Origin of the sequence: Pseudomonas putida, assembly GCF_001636055.1 — a bacterium.
Taxonomy (GTDB): Bacteria; Pseudomonadota; Gammaproteobacteria; order Pseudomonadales; family Pseudomonadaceae; genus Aquipseudomonas; species Aquipseudomonas machongensis.
The window spans coordinates 1,391,771-1,408,828 of the sequence record NZ_CP011789.1; the positions used below are offsets into that span (position 1 = coordinate 1,391,771).

General features: G+C 65.1%; 13 protein-coding genes, 1 tRNA gene and 1 pseudogene. 9 read left to right on the forward strand and 6 right to left on the reverse strand.

What is annotated here, in order from left to right; all coding sequences use genetic code 11:
• Nucleotides 1-19: 19 nt before the first annotated feature.
• Entirely contained in the window at nt 20-868 is an 849-nt protein-coding gene (nadC, locus tag AB688_RS06300; protein WP_063542842.1) for a carboxylating nicotinate-nucleotide diphosphorylase, read from the reverse strand.
• A 217-nt stretch (nt 869-1,085) separates the two neighbouring features.
• Between nadC and AB688_RS06305 the strand changes: the two genes are divergently transcribed.
• The 5 genes and pseudogenes from AB688_RS06305 to AB688_RS27465 all read left to right on the forward strand — a co-directional run bounded on the left by AB688_RS06305 (nt 1,086) and on the right by AB688_RS27465 (nt 6,845).
• Nucleotides 1,086-3,236, forward strand: a complete 2,151-nt coding sequence (locus AB688_RS06305; RefSeq protein ID WP_063542844.1) for a DUF1631 domain-containing protein — start codon at nt 1,086-1,088, stop codon at nt 3,234-3,236.
• A gap of 83 nt (nt 3,237-3,319) precedes the next feature.
• On the forward strand, nt 3,320-3,880 hold the full coding sequence (ampD, locus tag AB688_RS06310; protein WP_063542846.1) for a 1,6-anhydro-N-acetylmuramyl-L-alanine amidase AmpD: 561 nt from the start codon (nt 3,320-3,322) through the stop codon (nt 3,878-3,880).
• Complete coding sequence (ampE, locus tag AB688_RS06315; protein WP_063542848.1) at nt 3,877-4,707, forward strand: regulatory signaling modulator protein AmpE; 831 nt, start codon at nt 3,877-3,879, stop codon at nt 4,705-4,707. The genes ampD and ampE overlap by 4 nt, the downstream gene beginning before the upstream one ends.
• 1,076 nt (nt 4,708-5,783) lie before the next feature.
• A pseudogene (locus tag AB688_RS27460) lies at nt 5,784-5,987 on the forward strand (HAMP domain-containing protein); the annotation flags it as partial.
• A gap of 153 nt (nt 5,988-6,140) precedes the next feature.
• Nucleotides 6,141-6,845 (forward strand): methyl-accepting chemotaxis protein, encoded by a 705-nt coding sequence (locus AB688_RS27465; RefSeq protein WP_371264442.1) that lies wholly within the window; start codon nt 6,141-6,143, stop codon nt 6,843-6,845.
• A gap of 10 nt (nt 6,846-6,855) precedes the next feature.
• Here the strand turns inward: AB688_RS27465 and AB688_RS06325 are convergent, their stop codons facing one another.
• Nucleotides 6,856-8,013 carry a hypothetical protein gene (locus AB688_RS06325; protein ID WP_063542852.1) on the reverse strand — a complete coding sequence of 386 codons (1,158 nt, stop codon included), beginning with the start codon at nt 8,011-8,013 and terminating at the stop codon, nt 6,856-6,858.
• A gap of 65 nt (nt 8,014-8,078) precedes the next feature.
• Here AB688_RS06325 and AB688_RS06330 point away from each other — a divergent pair, with 65 nt between their 5' ends.
• Nucleotides 8,079-8,663, forward strand: a complete 585-nt coding sequence (locus AB688_RS06330; RefSeq protein WP_081255200.1) for a D-Ala-D-Ala carboxypeptidase family metallohydrolase — start codon at nt 8,079-8,081, stop codon at nt 8,661-8,663.
• Here the strand turns inward: AB688_RS06330 and AB688_RS06335 are convergent.
• Nucleotides 8,603-9,520 (reverse strand): LysR substrate-binding domain-containing protein, encoded by a 918-nt coding sequence (locus AB688_RS06335; protein WP_063542856.1) that lies wholly within the window; start codon nt 9,518-9,520, stop codon nt 8,603-8,605. The two genes, AB688_RS06330 and AB688_RS06335, sit on opposite strands and share 61 nt — an antisense overlap.
• A gap of 172 nt (nt 9,521-9,692) precedes the next feature.
• Here AB688_RS06335 and AB688_RS06340 point away from each other — a divergent pair, with 172 nt between their 5' ends.
• Nucleotides 9,693-10,310: a LysE family translocator gene (locus AB688_RS06340; protein ID WP_063542858.1), complete on the forward strand. Its 618-nt coding sequence runs from the start codon at nt 9,693-9,695 to the stop codon at nt 10,308-10,310.
• A 58-nt stretch (nt 10,311-10,368) separates the two neighbouring features.
• On the opposite strand, the gene AB688_RS06345 is transcribed toward AB688_RS06340, so the two are convergent.
• Both AB688_RS06345 and AB688_RS06350 read right to left on the reverse strand, forming a co-directional pair.
• Nucleotides 10,369-10,445, reverse strand: a tRNA-Met gene (locus tag AB688_RS06345).
• 94 nt (nt 10,446-10,539) lie between these two features.
• Complete coding sequence (locus AB688_RS06350; RefSeq protein WP_155738190.1) at nt 10,540-11,472, reverse strand: FecR family protein; 933 nt, start codon at nt 11,470-11,472, stop codon at nt 10,540-10,542.
• Nucleotides 11,473-11,668: 196 nt separating this feature from the next.
• Here AB688_RS06350 and AB688_RS06355 point away from each other — a divergent pair, with 196 nt between their 5' ends.
• Both AB688_RS06355 and AB688_RS06360 read left to right on the forward strand, forming a co-directional pair.
• Nucleotides 11,669-12,892: an MFS transporter gene (locus AB688_RS06355; protein ID WP_054895224.1), complete on the forward strand. Its 1,224-nt coding sequence runs from the start codon at nt 11,669-11,671 to the stop codon at nt 12,890-12,892.
• Between the two features lie 353 nt (nt 12,893-13,245).
• Entirely contained in the window at nt 13,246-14,415 is a 1,170-nt protein-coding gene (locus AB688_RS06360) for an MFS transporter (protein WP_063542862.1), read from the forward strand.
• Between the two features lie 156 nt (nt 14,416-14,571).
• Here AB688_RS06360 and AB688_RS06365 read toward each other — a convergent pair whose 3' ends face one another.
• Complete coding sequence (locus AB688_RS06365; protein ID WP_063542864.1) at nt 14,572-17,043, reverse strand: TonB-dependent siderophore receptor; 2,472 nt, start codon at nt 17,041-17,043, stop codon at nt 14,572-14,574.
• Between the last annotated feature and the right edge of the window lie 15 nt (nt 17,044-17,058).

The window sequence follows — 17,058 nt, forward strand, 5'->3', positions numbered from 1 at the left end:
CGGCTGACGGGCAGCGGGATCAGAGGCTCAGGCGCATCGACAGGTCGACGGCCTTCACATCCTTGGTCATCGCGCCGATGGAGATGTAGTCCACACCGGTTTCGGCGATGACCCGCAGAGTGGTTTCGTTGACCCCGCCGCTGGCTTCGAGCTTGGCCTTGCCTGCGGTGATGCGCACCGCTTCGCGCATCTCGTCGAGGGTCAGTTCGTCGAGCATGACGATATCTGCACCAGCCGCCAGGGCCTGGCGCAGTTCGTCCAGGCTTTCCACTTCGATTTCCACCGGCTTGCCCGGCGCGATGCGGTGCGCGGCGGCGACGGCTTCGGCCACGCCGCCGCTGGCAGCGATGTGGTTTTCTTTGATCAGGAAGGCGTCATACAGGCCGATGCGGTGATTGTGGCAACCCCCGCAGGTGACCGCGTACTTCTGCGCAAGACGCAGGCCCGGCAGGGTCTTGCGGGTATCGAGCAAGCGCACCTGGGTGCCCTCGACCAGGTCGGCGAGAAAGCGTGCGCGGGTGGCCACGCCCGACAGCATCTGCAGGAAGTTCAATGCCGAGCGCTCGCCGGTGAGCAGCGAACGGGCCGGGCCTTCGAGGTGGAACAGCACCTGGTTGGCGGTGGCGCGTTCGCCATCGACCACCTGCCAGTGCACGGCCACCCGCGGGTCGAGCTGGCGGAACACGGCATCGACCCAGGCGGTGCCAGCGATCACGCAGTCTTCGCGGGTGATGATGGTGGCCTTGGCCAGGCGCTCGGCCGGAATCAGCTGGGCGGTGATGTCGCCGCTGCCGACGTCTTCCAGCAGTGCGCGGCGCACGTTGGATTCGATTTCGGCGGTGAGATCGGCGAGACGTAGGTTCGGCATGGTCGGCTCCACAAGCTAGGTGCCGGCGATTATAGGGCAGGGGGGCGCGGTTTACAGCCGTCGACCCTGCAGTCGGGAAGTGTGCGTCCGGTCGCGTCTTGTAAATGGCGTGTTGGCAGCTGTCATCTTTTTCACTGATAATGGCGCCTTGTATTTGGCGTCATAGCTTTGACGATGTTTTCTCGCCAGTCGACCAATACCCTGCAAGGAGTTCGGGATGCATGAAGAAGGCAAGATGGGGCCCTTGGTGGCCGCCATCGACAGAGGGGTGCGCACGCCCTTGCCTTGCCTTCCCGTCGTGCTCCTGCAAGTACGTGACAAAGCGGCACTGCACTTGCGCCAAGGGCTGCGTGCCCTGTTCGACAACGCTGACGACACGCTCTTCGAAATGGCTGACAAGGCTTGCGCGGGCGATCAGCAACATCTCTATTTCGAAGCCATGCGCGACTTGCGTCTCAAGCGCAAGAGCATCGAACGTGCCTTTCTCGATATCTTCCATGAAACCTTCAGCCGCATCGGCCAGGCCGACCCGTTGGGCGCGCTGGGCACTATCGACCTGCCCGTCGGCAAGGCCCAGCGCGAGCGAACACTGGCGGTCGGTGCCATGGTCGAGCGCGTGCTGGCGCGCGACATCTTTGCCCTCGAGCAACTCGGCCAGCGCTTTGCCGCCCTGCTCGAAATCCCCCTCGATGTGCGGTGCAATCCGCTGGGGCCTGCATGCCTGTGTGGCTACTTTCTGGACGCCGGACGCAGCCTGGGGGTAGACCTCAAGGTCAAGCTGGTCCTGCTCAAGCTGTTCGAGCGCTATGTGCTGCGCGACGTCGACCTGCTCTATGGCGAGGCCAACCAGTTGCTGGCCGCGGCGGGCGTGCTGGGCGAACTTGCCCCCGCTCCGCGTCGGCGTGCCGAGGACCGCGGCCTGGCCGCACGACGCACCCCGGCCTCGTTGATCGCGGGTGAAGACATAGGTGCGGACAGCGCCGGCCAGGCTTATTTCGCCTCGCTGGAAGGCTTGCTGGCACCGGTACGTGGCAGGCTGGCGCCGCGCTTGCAGAGTGTCTCGGCGGCGCAGCCGATCGGTAGCGCCGACCTGTTGCGCTTGCTCACTCACCTGCAGCATTACGTGCCCGGGCCGTTCGAGGCCGATGATTTCGACCTCGGCCAGCAGCTCGAACAACTGTTGCTGCGGGTCAGCGTTCGCAGTGGCACGCGCCGCCGCCTGGCCACTGCCGACGAAGACATGATCAACCTGGTCGACCTGCTGTTCGACCACATCCAGCGCGACGATAACCTGCCCCCGCCCCTGCGCGCTCTGCTTGGACGCTTGCACATCCCGCTGCTCAAGGTCGCCTTGCTCGACAAGAGCCTGTTCAGCCGTGCCAGTCATCCAGCGCGCCGCCTGCTCAACGAGATCGCTGCCATGGCCATCGGTTGGGAAGGAGCGGGTGAAGGGTTGCAGGCGCGGGTGGAGCGTATCGTCTTGCGGCTGCTCAGCGATTTCACCGACGATGCTCGGCTGTTCGCCGAGGTGCTCGACGAGTTCCTGCTCTTCAGCACCGAAGAGCGTCGGCGCAACGAGCTGCTGGAGCAGCGCACCCGCGATGCCGAGGAGGGGCGGGCGCGGACGTTGCAGGCACGTCAGCAGGTCCAGCAGGCGCTCAACCAACGCCTGCGCGGGCGCGTATTGCCGCGGGTGGTGGTGCAGATGCTGGTGGACTCCTGGAGCCAGGTGCTGCTGCTCGCCTGGCTCAAGCAGGGCGAGGCGTCCGCGGCCTGGATCGATGGCCTGGCGACCATGGACGCGCTGCTGGCCAGCATCGCACCGCACCCGGGGCCGCAAGCGCGCCAGGCCCTGCTCGAACAGGTGCCGGGGCTGCTCAAGGCGTTGCGCGATGGGCTGGCGGGGGTGGCACTGGATTCGGCTGCGCTGCGCGAGTTCTTCCTGCAACTGGAGCGTCTGCACCTGCGCGCCTGTGCCGAGCCCGGCCAATGGCAGGACGAGGCTGATGATGTGCGGGTGGAGACGGATATCGTCCTTGCCGTCGCCGAGGAGTCGGCAGGTGGCCGGGCGCCGGTCCTGGACGAGCACAGCCCGCAATTGCGCCAGGTCCAGCGCCTGCGCCTGGGCACCTGGATCGAGCTCAGCGACGATGACGAGCCGCTGCGCTGCAAGCTGGTGGCGCGTATCGACAGCAGTGATCGGCTGGTCTTCGCCAACCGCACCGGCATGAAGGTGCGCGAGTGGAACAGCATTGGCCTGGCCCTTGCCCTGCATCGTGGCGAGGCACGGGTGCTGGACGACGGGCTGCTGTTCGAGCGGGCCCTCGATGCGGTGCTCGACAGCCTGCGCATTGCCCAGGCACGTTGAGGTACCCACAATCATTTACATGCAAGCGCGCTGTCGGCGGGGCATACTGAAGCCTCGTATCCGGCGTTTTTCAGGATCTGCCCATGCAATTGGACCGCGCCACTGGCTGGTTCTCCGGTGTCACTCACTGCCCCTCGCCGAACTTCAACGCCCGCCCCGAAGGCGAGGCGATTTCCCTGCTGGTGATCCACAACATCAGCCTGCCGCCAGCCTGTTTCGGTACGGGCAAGGTTCAGCAGTTCTTCCAGAACCGGCTTGACCCGGCAGAGCATCCCTACTTCGAAAGCATCCAGCACCTGACCGTGTCGGCGCACCTGTTCGTCGAGCGCGATGGTGCGGTCACCCAGTTCGTGTCGTTGCTCGACCGCGCCTGGCATGCCGGGGTGTCGTGCTTCGACGGGCGTGAGGGATGCAACGACTTTTCCATCGGCATCGAGCTCGAAGGCACCGACGATATGCCCTACACCGATGCCCAGTACACCGCCCTGCAACAGCTGACGCGGCAGATCCGCAGCCTCTGGCCTGCGATCAGCCCCGAACGCATCAAGGGTCACGACGATATCGCGCCGGGACGCAAGACCGATCCCGGGCCAGCTTTCGACTGGCCCCGCTACCGCGCCGCGCTGAACGAGGACAAGGCATGAGTTTCCTGGTGTTGGTACTGGTGTTGTGGGTCGAGCAGTTCTCGTCCCTGCGCCATCGCTTGCAGCGTGACGGGTTCTTCCTCGGTGAGCTGGTGCGTCTGGAGCGCAGCGGCAAGGTACACCCCTGGTGGAGCCTGACGATCCTGGTGCTGGCACCGGTGCTGGTGCTGGCGTTGCTGCTGCATGTGTTGCAGCCGGTGGCCTACGGCTTGCTGGCGCTGCCAGTGCACCTGCTGGTGCTGATCTACAGCCTTGGGCGCGGAGATGCCAAGGCGGCGCTCGGCCCGTTCCGCGACGCCTGGCGTCGGGGTGATGAACAGGCGGCGCTGCATGTGGCCGAGCGCGACCTGAGCCTGGCTGCAGACGATCCGCGTGACCTGCTGGCGCGGGTGCAGGGCAACCTGGTATGGCAGGCGTACCAGAGCTTCTTTGCCGTGATCTTCTGGTATTTCCTGCTCGGCCCGGCCGCAGCACTGGGGTATCGCTTGCTGGCGCTGAGTGCAGCAAACAGCCATCAACCAGCGCTCAAGGAGCGCGCGGCGCAGCTGCGCCATGCCATGGACTGGTTGCCGGTGCGGGTGTTGGCATTGAGCTTCGCGCTGGTCGGCAACTTCGTTTCGGTGGCCCGGGTGATGCTGCACGAAGTGCTCAACTGGCACATCAGCGCGGGGCAGTTGATCGCCCGTGTCGGGCGGGTGGCCGATGACATTCCCGAGGAAGAAGAGGCGCAGAGTGCGCTGGCGCGCTTGGACAGCCTGTGGGAACTGCTGCTGCGCAGCGCGGTGCTGTGGTACGCGGTGTTTGCGCTGTGGACGGTGCTGCTCTGAACTGAACGCCGAAGCCGCTTAACCTTAAGTTACAAACCTTGGATTGATTCTGCGCTATACAGAGCCTCGGCCAGTTATGGCCTTGTGCTACCCCGCAGAACAATAAAAATCCAAGGAGGTGACCCATGAAGCGCCTGCTCCATCCGGCCATCGCGTTGATGAACCGGCTGAGCTTCGGCATGAAGTTCAGCCTGATCAGCGTCCTGTTCTTCCTGCCCATGCTGGTCACCAGCTTCTATCTGGTTCGCGATGCCTATCGCCAGTTCCATGTCACAGGCGTCGAGCTGAGCGGCCTTGGCCCTGTGGCTGGCAGCCTGGCCCTGCGTGGCGACCTCGAAAGCCTGGGCAATCTCCTGCAGATCAACGCCGTGCTCGGCCAGTCGGGCCAGGCCGGGGATGTCGAAGCGCGTATCGATGCCCTCGAGGACAAGGTCCAGGCCCAGCTCCAGGCCCTGGCGAGCCACGATCCGCAACTCGAAGCCAAGCGCGTCGAGCTGGCCGACGCCTTCGCCAAGGCTCGCGCCGAAACCTCCCTGCAAAACAAGACCGCGCTGTTCGACAAGCTGCTGGCCCAGGCTCAGGTGCTGGGCAAGCTGGTGGCCAGCCAGGCGGGCTTGAGCCAGGACAATCAGGCGTCGGTACGCCAGTTGAGCGACCTGATCGGTGCCAGCACCGCCCAGGTCACCCAGATGCTCGGCGAAGGACGGGCCATCGGCGCTGTTGCCCTGGGGCGCGGTTTCATCGATTCGGCGGGGAGTGCGCGGTTCGAAGACTTGCTGCAACGCCTGGAGCGTCTGTCGGCCGACTACGCCCTGCGTGTGGAGGATGCGCTGGCTGCCGATGCCCAGGCCAAGGCCAGCCTCGGTGCGCAGGCCCAGGCCAGCCAGGCGACGGTGCGCCGGGCTGCGGCGCTGTTCGAGGACCAGGTCGTGGTGGCCGAGACCCTCGATGCGCCCTGGCCTGCCTTCTACGAGCAGGTCAGTGCCCTGATGGGCGAAACCTACCGCCTCAACGATGCAGTGATCGCCCACCTGCAGCAGCAGTTGCAGGCACGCCTGGGCGAGCACCGCCTGCACATGCTGGCGCTGGTCGCGGCGCTGGCCATCGTGTTCCTGTCGATCCTCTACCTCTACAGCGGCTTCTATGTGTCGACCCGGCGTACCCTTGGCAATCTCGGTGCGGCCATGGACAGGGTGGCCGGTGGCGACATGACGGTCAGCTTCGAGGTGCGCAGCCAGGATGAGCTGGGCGAGTTGGGCCAGGGTTTCAACGAGACCGTGCGGCGCATCCGGGGGCTGATCGAGCAGGTGGGGCGTACCGTGGCGACCGTCGAGGAGCAGGCCGGGCAGGTGCTTTCGGTGTCGACACGCAGCAACCAGGCCGTGAGTGGCCAGCGCGAACAGATCGAGCAGGTGGCCACGGCGATGAACCAGATGAGCGCCACCGCCCTAGAGGTGGCCCGCAGCGCGGCGCTGGCCGCCGATGGTGCGCAGCAGGTCAACCGCGAGAGTGCCAACGGGCGCAGCCTGGTGGCGCACCAGCAGGACAGCATTGCTCGCCTGGCCGGCGAGATCGACCAGACGGTGGTTGCGGTCAACCAGCTGGTCGGCGACAGCCAGGCCATCGGCCGGGTGCTGGAAGTGATCCGCAGCATTGCCGAGCAGACCAACCTGCTGGCACTGAACGCAGCCATCGAGGCGGCGCGTGCGGGCGAGCAGGGCAGGGGCTTTGCCGTGGTTGCCGATGAAGTACGTACCCTGGCACGCCGCACCCAGGACTCCACCGAGGAGATCGCGCAGATGATCCAGCGCCTGCAGGAAGGGGTTGGTGCTGCCGTGCGAGCCATGGGCAGCAGCCACCAGATGGCGGCGGGGACCGTGGATGAAGCGCGGCAGGTGCAGCAGGCACTTGCCAATATCCTGGGCGCGGTGGGCGGCATCGTCGAGCAGAACCAGCAGATCGCCGCGGCCGTCGAGCAACAAACGGCCGTGGCCCATGACATCGACCAGAACATCGTGGCGATCAACCGCGCGGCGCAGGACACCACGCAGGGTGCCTGCCAGACGGAGGACGCCAGCCGCGCGCTGTCGAGCCAGGTGGTGGAGCTGAAGCGGCTGATCGGGGCCTTTAGAGTCTAGATGGCCCCTGTCAGCCCTGCGGCGCTGTGATCTCCACGGGTTTGCGCAGATCCCTCAGGCTGCGGGTCACGGTGCCGGTGTTGCACTTGGCCGCCGCCTGCTCCGGGGTCATGTCGCGGAGGGTGCGGTAGAACAGTTCGCAGGTCTGTTTTTTCTGGGTCACCTGCCACTTGGTCGAGCAGGCCTCCAGTGTCAGCTTGGCGTCCGCCTGCGGGTTGCGGCCCATGCCGGCCTGCCAGCAGGCGGCGGTCAGGTCCTGGCCCATCATCTTCAGGCCTGCGGCGTCCGCCTTGTCCTGATCCCCGCCGGTGTTGTTCTTGTCGGCCGCATACCAGATCGCACTCGGGTGGTTGGCGCCCAGCACCGGCACTTGGGTACCTGCTTCAGGGCTGATGCTGACCAGCCCCAGCACATTGACCTTCGGCCCGTACTGCTGCTGGATCCAGCTGCGCACCGGTGCGCCGAAAGCCACCATCGGCAGGGGCTTGGCGTCGTGGCGCAGGGTCATCTCCTTGACCATGCGCGTCTGATAGTCGGCGAAGTAGCTGTAGGTGCCTTCCAGGTCCTTGCCGGCGCTGGCGGGCGCAGCGATCGGGGCGATGTCGACGATGGTCTGGTAGGCCGGGGTCTGGCTGGCCTCGACACCGTTGAAGGTCAGCAGCTGCGCCCAGCGATCGGTGGTGTTGGAGCGCAGGTAGTCCTGGGCCTGGGTCAGCGAATAATCCGGTGGGAAGTGCAGCAGCTCGATGCTGCGGCGATTTTCCAGGGCCATGCCCAGTGGCAGGAACAGGTACCAGTCGTAGGCCCACTTGCCATCGTTGTTCAGACGGGTAGCGCCTTGGTAGGCCAGTTCGCCGCTGTCGAGTAGCTTGCGCAACGGCTCGGCATAGCTGGCTGGAACGTCGCTGATATGGGCATGCAGCCTGTCGTTGTCGCGACGCACCTGCACCTGGGCGTCGGCATAGCCGTCGCGGCGTACGCTCTGGGTCAGGTAGTGCTCGACGGTCTGCTCCAGCGTCCAGTCGCGAAAGCAGATCACGTGGCAGTTGTTGGGGAAGGCGAACAAGCGGGTGACCCGTTGCGCATCGCCCAGGTCGATCTGTGCATCCGCCAGTGCCAGGCCGCTGAAGGCGAGGGCGGCCAGGCCCGATACAGCCATCTTTTGCATGCTTAACTCCTTGTCAGTGGCCGCCAGGGTCGGCGGGCTGCTCATACTGGATGAAGAGGTGGGGGATGAAAAGTGTCGGAACATGGCTGTTGGCGACGTCGCTTCTGGCGATGACAGGGGTCTGCGCCGATGAGCGTGATGTGCGGATGTTCGCGCATTGGGCGGGCGACCACGAGACCCGCGCGTTTCGCCAGATGCTGGTGGATGCGCGGTTGTACGGGGTGGTGCCGATCCATCAGTTGCTGCGTTCGGCATCGGACTGGCGTCTGTGCCGCGCCTCGCCGTTCGCCATGGCGCCGAGCGCGCAATGGCCGGCCGTGCGCTCGACCCTGGCACTGATCCGCACCCTCGAGCAGCAGGGCATCCTGCGCCAGTTCGAGGTGGTGTCCGCCTACCGCGAGCCCAAGCTCAACGCTTGTGCCGGGGGCGCGGTGGGCAGCGCCCATACCCGCGCCTTCGCTGTCGACCTGCTGCTGCCCGACTGGGCCGACCCCAATCCGCTGTGCGCCTTCTGGCAGCAGCAGGGGCAGGCCTGGAACATGGGGCTGGGGCGCTATCCCTCAGGCCGTATCCATCTCGATACCGCGGGCTATCGCACCTGGGGTGGCGATGGCAGCGCAGGTTCGTCGTTCTGCGCCAGGCCCAGGTGATCGAGGCTGCCCTGGCACTGGCGCAAGACCCATTCGGCGAAGCGCTGGCGCTTGCTGTCGTCGTCCAGGGGCTGGGGGCTGAGCAGATGATAAGCCGAGCCGTCGCGCAGAAACCCGTAGGGCGCCTGCAACTGGCCGCTGCGTAGTTCATCGCCAACCATCAGTGCCGAGGCGATGGCCATGCCCAGCCCGGCACTGGCGGCCTGGATCGACAGATAGAAATGCTCGTAGTCGCTGCGTTCTGTGCCGGTGGCGCTGTGGCCGCTCAGGCTCAGCCAGGTGTTCCAGGCTGTGGTGCGGGTGTGGCTGTGCAGCAGGCGCTGGCCGTCGAGCGTGGCGGGCGCGCCCGCGCGGGCGACAGGGCCGATCCATTCCTCGCAGATCTTCAGGCTGTGCAGTTGGCGATCCCAGCGGAAGTCGTCTCGGCGCAACGCCAGGTCGATACCGCCGCGGGTGAAGTCGACCGGGCCGCCCGCGGCCACCAGGTGCAGTTGCAGGTCCGGGTGGTGGGCATGGAAGTCCGGCAGGCGCGGGATCAGCCAGCGCATGGCGAGGGTGGGCTCGCACGACAGCACCAGGACGTTGTCCTGTGCGTGTTCCTGCAGGCGCTGCACCGTGCTGGCGAGCTGTTCGAAAATCGTCTGGGTGGTGTCGAACAGGGTTCGCCCGGCGGCGGTGAGGAAGACCGCGCGATTGCGGCGCTCGAACAGTTCGATCCCCAGGCCCTCTTCGAGCAGCCGGACCTGGCGGCTGACCGCGCCATGGGTGACGTGCAGTTGCTCGGCGGCGCGCACGAAGCTTTCGCTGCGCGCAGCGCTGTCGAAGTAGCGCAGGGCGGTGAGGTGGGGGAGCTTCATGGGGCGTCCGCTGTCTGTTCTGGGCTGCAGTGGCGGCAAGACGCCATGCGCGATAAAAGATAGGTGATGAAAACTAGCAGATAGAGTAGCGGCAAAATCGATTTTTTCCCGCACCAGAGCCTTCGATAATCGTGCTTCCTGTGTACTGACGTCACCTATCGAGGCTTCTCGCATGACCGAACTGATCGCCGTTGCCCTGTTCACCCTCCTGGCTGTCATCAGCCCCGGCGCGGACTTCGCCATGGTCACCCGCAGCAGTTATGCACAAGGGCGTCGAGCCGGGCTGGCGGCAGCTTTGGGGATCGCCCTGGGGGTTCAGGTGCACGTGCTGTACACATTGTTCGGCATCGCTGTGCTCATCAGCCGCAGCCCGACGCTGTTCGTGTTGATGAAAACGCTGGGGGCGGGGTATCTGGTCTATCTGGGATACCGGTCGCTGACCAATACCCAACGCATCCGTCTCGACAGCCAGGAGCCGGTCAGTGCGGCGGGCACATTCGCGGCCCTGCGCACGGGGTTTCTCACCAACGCACTGAACCCCAAGACCATGCTGTTCGTGATCAGCGCCTACACGCAGGTGGTAAAGCCGGGCAGCGAACTGGCGATAAACCTGGGCTATGGTGCCTTCATGTCGTTGGCCCATTGGGCGTGGTTCAGCCTGGTGGCGGTGTTTTTCTCCAGCGCCGGGCTGCGCAAGGCGATGATCGAACGACAGATCGTGGTGGATCGGGTGATCGGAGTGGCATTGATTGGCCTGGGGGTGGCCGTCGCCATGGCGGGCATACGCTGAAGGGGATTCTCGAGGGCAAAGAAAAAGGGCTTACCTTGCGGTAAGCCCTTTTCGTATTTGGTGGCTACACAGGGACTTGAACCCCGGACCCCAGCATTATGAATGCTATGCTCTAACCAACTGAGCTATGTAGCCAATGGCGCGCATTATTCTCTTGTGATGACCCTCTGTCAACACTCATTTCAAAAAAAATCTGCACGCTTTCAAAAACTTAGCCGGAAGGCCCGCTTCAGCGGACGATCAGCCACTGCCCGAGCAGGTTGTTGACCCGCAGTTGTTGGGCGGCGGCGAGGCTGTCGAGGGTTTCGCCTGCGCGGTCGAGGTTGAAATCACCGCTGATGCGCCGGTAAGCGGTTTGCTCGTCCATCATCCACACCCGCTGCCCTTGGTAGCTGGCAAGCCTCTCCAGCACCTGCTGCAAGGGCATGTCCCGGGCGGCCAGTTGCCCGTTGCGCCAGGCATCGGCCGTCTTGATGTCGGCCTTTTCCACCGCGTCGATACGCACCGGGTTGAACCTGACCCGCTCGCCCGCCGACACCATGCGCTGGTCGCCGCCCTGGCTGACCATGGCCTTGCCTCTGAGCACCACCAGTTCGTCGTAGTCGCTGTTGCGAGCGATCATCAGGCGGGTGCCGAACACCTGGATCCGTGCATCGTCCACCTGCACTTCCAGCGCGCGCCCATCGAGCATCACTTCAAGGTACATCTGGCCCTGCACCAACTGCAGTTGGCGGGTGCGGCTGCGCAGGTCGACGTTCATGGCGCTGGCGCTGTCCAGATGCAGGGTCGAACCGTCCGCCAGGCGCAGGCTGCGGCGCTCGCCCGCAGCGGTGTGCAGCTCGCTGCCCAGGCGCTGCATCAACGGCCAGTAGAGGTAGGCCAACGCGGCCAGCAGCAACAGGAACAACGCCCCCAGCGCTTTGCCCCAGTGACTGCGACGTACCGCCACCTCCCGTGGCCGCAGCCGCGCAGGCGGGCTCTGCAATTGTTGCCAGCGGCTTTCCAGCGCCGCAAAAGCGCGGGCATTGTCCGGATCCTGGCACCACAGGGCGAAGGCCTTGCGCTGCCGCTCATCACCACCCGGCTGGCGCAGGCGGGCGAACCATTCCAGTGCTTCGCGTTGGGGATCGTGATCGAACTGCACGGCGGGCATCGGGTTCATGGGATCGGTCTGCTCGCGAGAAGGGCGGTTTGGCCCTGTATCTACGGGGGAATTGGTTGAGGATGCTAAATATAGTGAGAACCATTTGCAAGTGCGTGACGGATGGATGGCACATCCAAGGCAAATAAGGGTGGCTTCGTATCGAGATGTTTCTAATAATCGGATCCCAACCTGACTGAGCACGGATTTCGAGCCCATGGCCATCAGCAGTACCTCGTCCAGCCCCGCGACCAGCAGCGCAACGCCGACTTCTGGCAGCAGCCCGCTGGTGATGCGGATCATCACCTTCTGCGCACTTGCACACCTGATCAACGACCTGATCCAGTCGGTGTTGCCGGCGATCTATCCGATGCTCAAGGCCAACTACGACCTGAGCTTCGCCCAGATCGGCCTGATCACTCTGACTTTCCAGGTCACCGCCTCACTGCTGCAGCCATGGGTCGGCTTCTATACCGACAAGCGGCCCACGCCGAACCTGCTGCCGCTGGGCACGCTGTGCACCTTGGTGGGTATCGTCATGCTGGCGTTCGTTGGTAGCTTCCCGATGATCCTGCTGGCCTCGGCGCTGGTGGGGATCGGCTCTTCGACCTTCCACCCGGAAACCTCGCGCATCGCCCGCCTGGCCTCCGGCGGGCGCTTCGGCCTGGCGCAGTCGACCTTCCAGGTAGGGGGCAACGCCGGCTCGGCCTTCGGCCCGCTGCTGGCGGCGGCGATCGTCATCCCGTTCGGCCAGACCCACGTCGCCTGGTTCGGCCTGGCGGCGTTGTTCTTCTTCGGTGTGACCTTGCTGCTGCGCCGCTGGTACAAGGATCACCTGAACCAGTTCAAGGCGCGCAAGGCCGGTGCCGCCACCCACGGCCTGTCGCGCCAGCGTGTGCTCGCCGCGCTGATCGTGCTGGGGCTGCTGGTGTTCTCCAAGTACTTCTACATGGCCAGCTTCACCAGCTACTTCACGTTCTACCTGATCGAGAAGTTCGACCTGTCGGTGGCCAGCTCGCAACTGCACCTGTTCCTGTTCCTCGGCGCGGTGGCGGCGGGCACCTTCTTCGGTGGGCCTATCGGTGACCGCATCGGGCGCAAGGCAGTCATCTGGTTCTCGATCCTGGGCGTGGCACCGTTCACCCTGGCGCTGCCCTACGCCGATCTGTTCTGGACCACGGTGCTGAGCCTGGTGATCGGCTTCATCCTCGCCTCGGCGTTCTCGGCGATCGTCGTGTATGCCCAGGAGCTGGTGCCGGGGAACGTCGGCATGATCGCGGGCATTTTCTTCGGGCTGATGTTCGGCTTCGGCGGGATCGGCGCGGCGCTGCTGGGCTATCTCGCGGACCTGCGCGGGATCGAGTACGTATATGGGCTGTGCTCGTTCCTGCCGTTGTTCGGCTTGCTGGCGGTGTTCCTGCCGTCCACCGGCAAGCGTTGAGACACCAGGGCGCGTGTTGCGCCCCTTTCGCGGGTTCGTCCGCGAAAGGGGCCGCCCAGTTGACTGAACGATCAGCCCTGGCCTAGAGTGCCGCCTCCTTCATTTTTCCCTGCGATCCCAGCAATGCGCCGCTCACCCTCCCTCAGCCACACATGCCTGCCTGTCCCCCCGACAGCGCGTCGCGCGTGGCCGAGCGACACGGTGCTCAAGCGCCGGCGCAGCGTCCTGTTCGCCTTCACCTTCTCGCCACACACCACGCACTGAACTGATCTGCGCCCCTGTCTGCTGCGCCGCCTCGGCGTGGCCGTGGGCGCCTGCGTTTGCACGTCTTTTTCAGTTGTCTGGAGTGGTACATGAACATGCGTTTGCTGGCGGGCCTTCTGTTCGCCGTGTCGGTGGTGGGCTTCAGCCTGGGGGCCAGCCTGCCGCTGGTGTCGTTGCGTCTGCACGAGGCGGGGGCTGGCACCCTGGAAATCGGCATCGTCTCGGCCATTCCCGCTGCGGGCATGATGCTTTCGGCGTTCATGGTCGACGCCTGCTGCCGGCTCCTCACCCGGCGCACCATCTACCTGTTGTGCTTCAGCCTCTGTGCCCTGAGCATCGGCCTGCTGGAGTGGTCGTTCGCATCGATCTGGCTGCTGGCGCTGCTGCGCCTGGCGCTAGGGGTCGGCATGGGCATCGCGATCATCCTGGGCGAGTCGTGGGTCAACGAACTGTGCCCGGAGCACAACCGCGGCAAGATCATGGCCCTGTACGCCACCAGTTTCACAGGCTTCCAGGTGCTGGGCCCGGCGATGCTGGCGCTGGTCGGTGCCAACAGCCCCTGGGTGACGGGGGTGGTCACCGCCTGCTATGGCCTGGCGTTGCTGTGCATCCTGCTCACGGTGCCGAACGATCATGTCGAGCATGGCGAGGAAGACGACAAGAGCTTCACCCTGGGCGGCTTCTTCCGTGTTGCCCCAGCCCTGTGCGTGGCGGTGCTGTTCTTCTCGTTCTTCGACGCCGTGGTGCTGTCGTTGTTGCCGGTGTATGCCACCAGCCATGGCTTTGCAATAGGCGTGGCCGCGCTGATGGTGACGGTGGTGTTCGCTGGCGACATGCTGTTCCAGCTGCCGCTGGGTTGGCTGGCGGACCGGGTGGAGCGCACCGGGCTGCACCTGGTGTGTGGGCTGGTGGCGATGGCGATCGGTATCGCCCTGCCGTGGCTGCTGCAGATGACCTGGCTGCTGTGGCCGTTGCTGGTGGTGCTGGGGGCGGTGGCTGGGGGGATCTATACCTTGGCACTGGTGCTGATCGGGCAGCGCTTCAAGGGCAAGGACCTGGTGACGGCCAATGCGAGTGTCGGCTTGTTGTGGGGTGTAGGTAGTCTGGTCGGGCCGCTGGTGAGCGGTGCGGCAATGGACGTCGCGCCGCATGGGTTGCCCATGGCGCTGGCGGTGATGGCAGGGTTGTTCGTGTGCTTTGCACAGCAGGCGTGGCGGCGGGCCGGGCGGGTTAGCGTGGAAGTCAGCCCGGGCCAGTGAGGGTTCTTCGCGGGCAAGTCGGGACGCCGAACCGCCGCTCCCACAGAGGCAAGCTACCGCTGTGGACAGCAGCGGTATCTCCGTGGGAGAGGGCCTGTGGGGCGCCGAACCGCCGCTGCGACGGGCTTGCGAACAGACCCATTCAGTCCGGGAAGGTCAGAAGCTCCCGCGCAAGGTCACCGACACATTGCGCGGATCGCCCCAGTAGTAGCCGGTCGGTGTCGGTGCCACCTGGCGGTAGTACTGCTTGTCGAAGATGTTGTTGGCGTTGACCTGCAACGAATAGTGGTCGTTGAAGCGGTAGTGGACCATCGCGTTGTACACCGCATACCCCGACTGCGTGGCGACCGCAGTGCCGCTGCGGTTGTAGATGTCGCTCTGGGCCTGCACGCCACCGCCAATGGTCCAGGCGTCCAGCTCACCCGGCAGGCGGTAGCTGGTGAACAGCCGCAGCATGCGCTTGGGGTCGGTGGTGCGAATCGCATTGCCGGTGTTGCTGGTGGTGTCCTTCAGGTACTCGGTGGTGTTGTAGGTATAGCCACCGGTCACGTTCCAGCCCGGCAGCACTTCGCCGGAAATCTCCAGTTCGAAGCCCTGGCTGCGGTTCTTGCCTGCCGCAACCTTGCAGTAGCCACTGGTGTAGTTCGGTGGGCAGGGATTTGGCCCGCTGATGTCGTCCAGCGGGTTGCCGACCTGATAGATGCGGAAGAACGCCAGCGAGGTGTTCAGCCGCCCGTCATAGAACTCGCCCTTGATGCCAGTCTCGTAGGCCTCGCCGGTGACCGGCGCGAGCACCGAGCCAGTGGCGTCGGTGGCGGTCTGCGGGTTGAAGATCTCGGTATAGCTGGCGTAGGTACTGAAGTTGTCGTTGAGGTCATAGATCAGCGCCGCGTAGGGCACCACTTCGTTGTCGACGCTGAACTTGCCGTTGGAGCGGGTGTTGTTTTCCTGCTCGTAGTCGTACCAGTTGGTGCGTGCGCCGATGATCGCGGTGAGCGGGTCGGCCAGGGAAATGCGCCAGGTGGCGTAGGCACCTTCCTGGGTGGTACGGGTGCGCACCGGGTGGGCGAGGATGTCGATAGACGGGTTGGCCAGGCTGGTCTTGGGGTCCCAGTTGCGGATGTCGAACACCCCCGACTGAACGTAGTTGGTGGCCGAGGCGTAGGAATCGTTGCGGATACGCTCGACGCCCAGCATCAGCTCGTGGGTACGACCCAGCAGGTCGAACGGGCCATTGAAGGTCGCGCTCAGGTTGTTTTGCAGGCTCTCGCCGCCATCACCTTCGGTGACCTGGTAGCTCATCAGGTACGGGTTGTTGGTGGGGTTGGCGGCGCCGGTGGCGCGGGTGAAGTAGGTCTGCTTGAAACCATCGTCGGCCAATTCGAAGTGGGTGCGCTGGGCCATCAGCTTGAGCTTCCAGTCGTTGTCGAAACGATGTTCGAGCTCGGCGAAGGTCTGCAGGTTGCTGCGGTTCCAGCGGTTCCAGTCGGCACCCAGGTAGGTGCTGCGGCCAAACGGCAGCGGCGAGCCGTCGTAGTTGGCGGGCAGGTTGCCCCATGCGCCGGTGGCGTCGAGCTTGGTCCATTCAAGGCCGGTGGTCAGGGTGGTGCTGTCGTTCAGGTCGAAGGCCAGTACGCCGTACAGCACGTCCTTGCGTTCCTGGCGCGACTCCTGGAAGTGGTCCTTGTCGTCGTGCACGGCGATGATCCGCCCACGCACGTTGCCGGTTTCGGTCAATGGCCCGGAGATATCGGCGACATAGCGCTGGGCGTTCCAGGTGCCCAGGGTAATGCTGCCGCTGCCCTGGTATTGGTAGGTCGGGCGCTTGCGCACCAGGTTCACCGTGCCCGAAGGGTTGCCCGCCCCGCGCAGCATGCCGGTGGCCCCACGCAGGATCTCGGCGCGGTCGATGATTGCCGAGTCGCTCTGGATGAACGAGCCACCGCCGCTGCTCTGCACCACGGTGGCGCCGTCGTACTGGATGGCGTCGATCGAATAGCCGCGCGAGTAATACTGCACGCGCTCGCTGTCGGTCAGGTTGACCACTACCCCGGGCGTCTGTTCGAGCAGGTTGGTGAGGTTGGTGATGTTCTGGTCGTCGATGCGCTGTCGGGTGACTACGGTCACCGACTGCGGGGTGCGACGGATGCTTTGCGGAGTCTTGCCGATGGTCACCGCGCCGGTGGTGTAGGAGCCGGTGTTCTCGGTGGTCTCGCCCAGGCGGTCGCTGGAGATGCTGGTGGCGCCAAGCTCGAGTGCATCACCGACGTCCAGCGCGGGGATCAGCATGAAGCTCTTGTCGCTCTGTTGCTGGACTTGCACGTTGCTGCCCTGCAGCAGGACCGACAGGGCCTGGGCGCTGTCGTAGCTGCCCTGCACGCCACGGGTAGTCTTGCCCTGGAGGCTGTTCGCGTCGAACGACAGGTTCAGGCCGCCCTGGCGGGCCATCTGGTCCAGCGCTGGGGCCAACGGGCCTGCCGGGATGTTCCAGGCGATCTGCTGGTTCTGGCTGGCCGGGGCGGCGAGGGCTTGGGCGGAGAGTGCAGCAGTGACCAAGCCCAGACCGAAGGCAGCGGCGTGGATGGCGCTGCGCAGGCTGTCGTTGCGGGGGGAACACGGGCGAATCATGAAACGCTCCTGAAG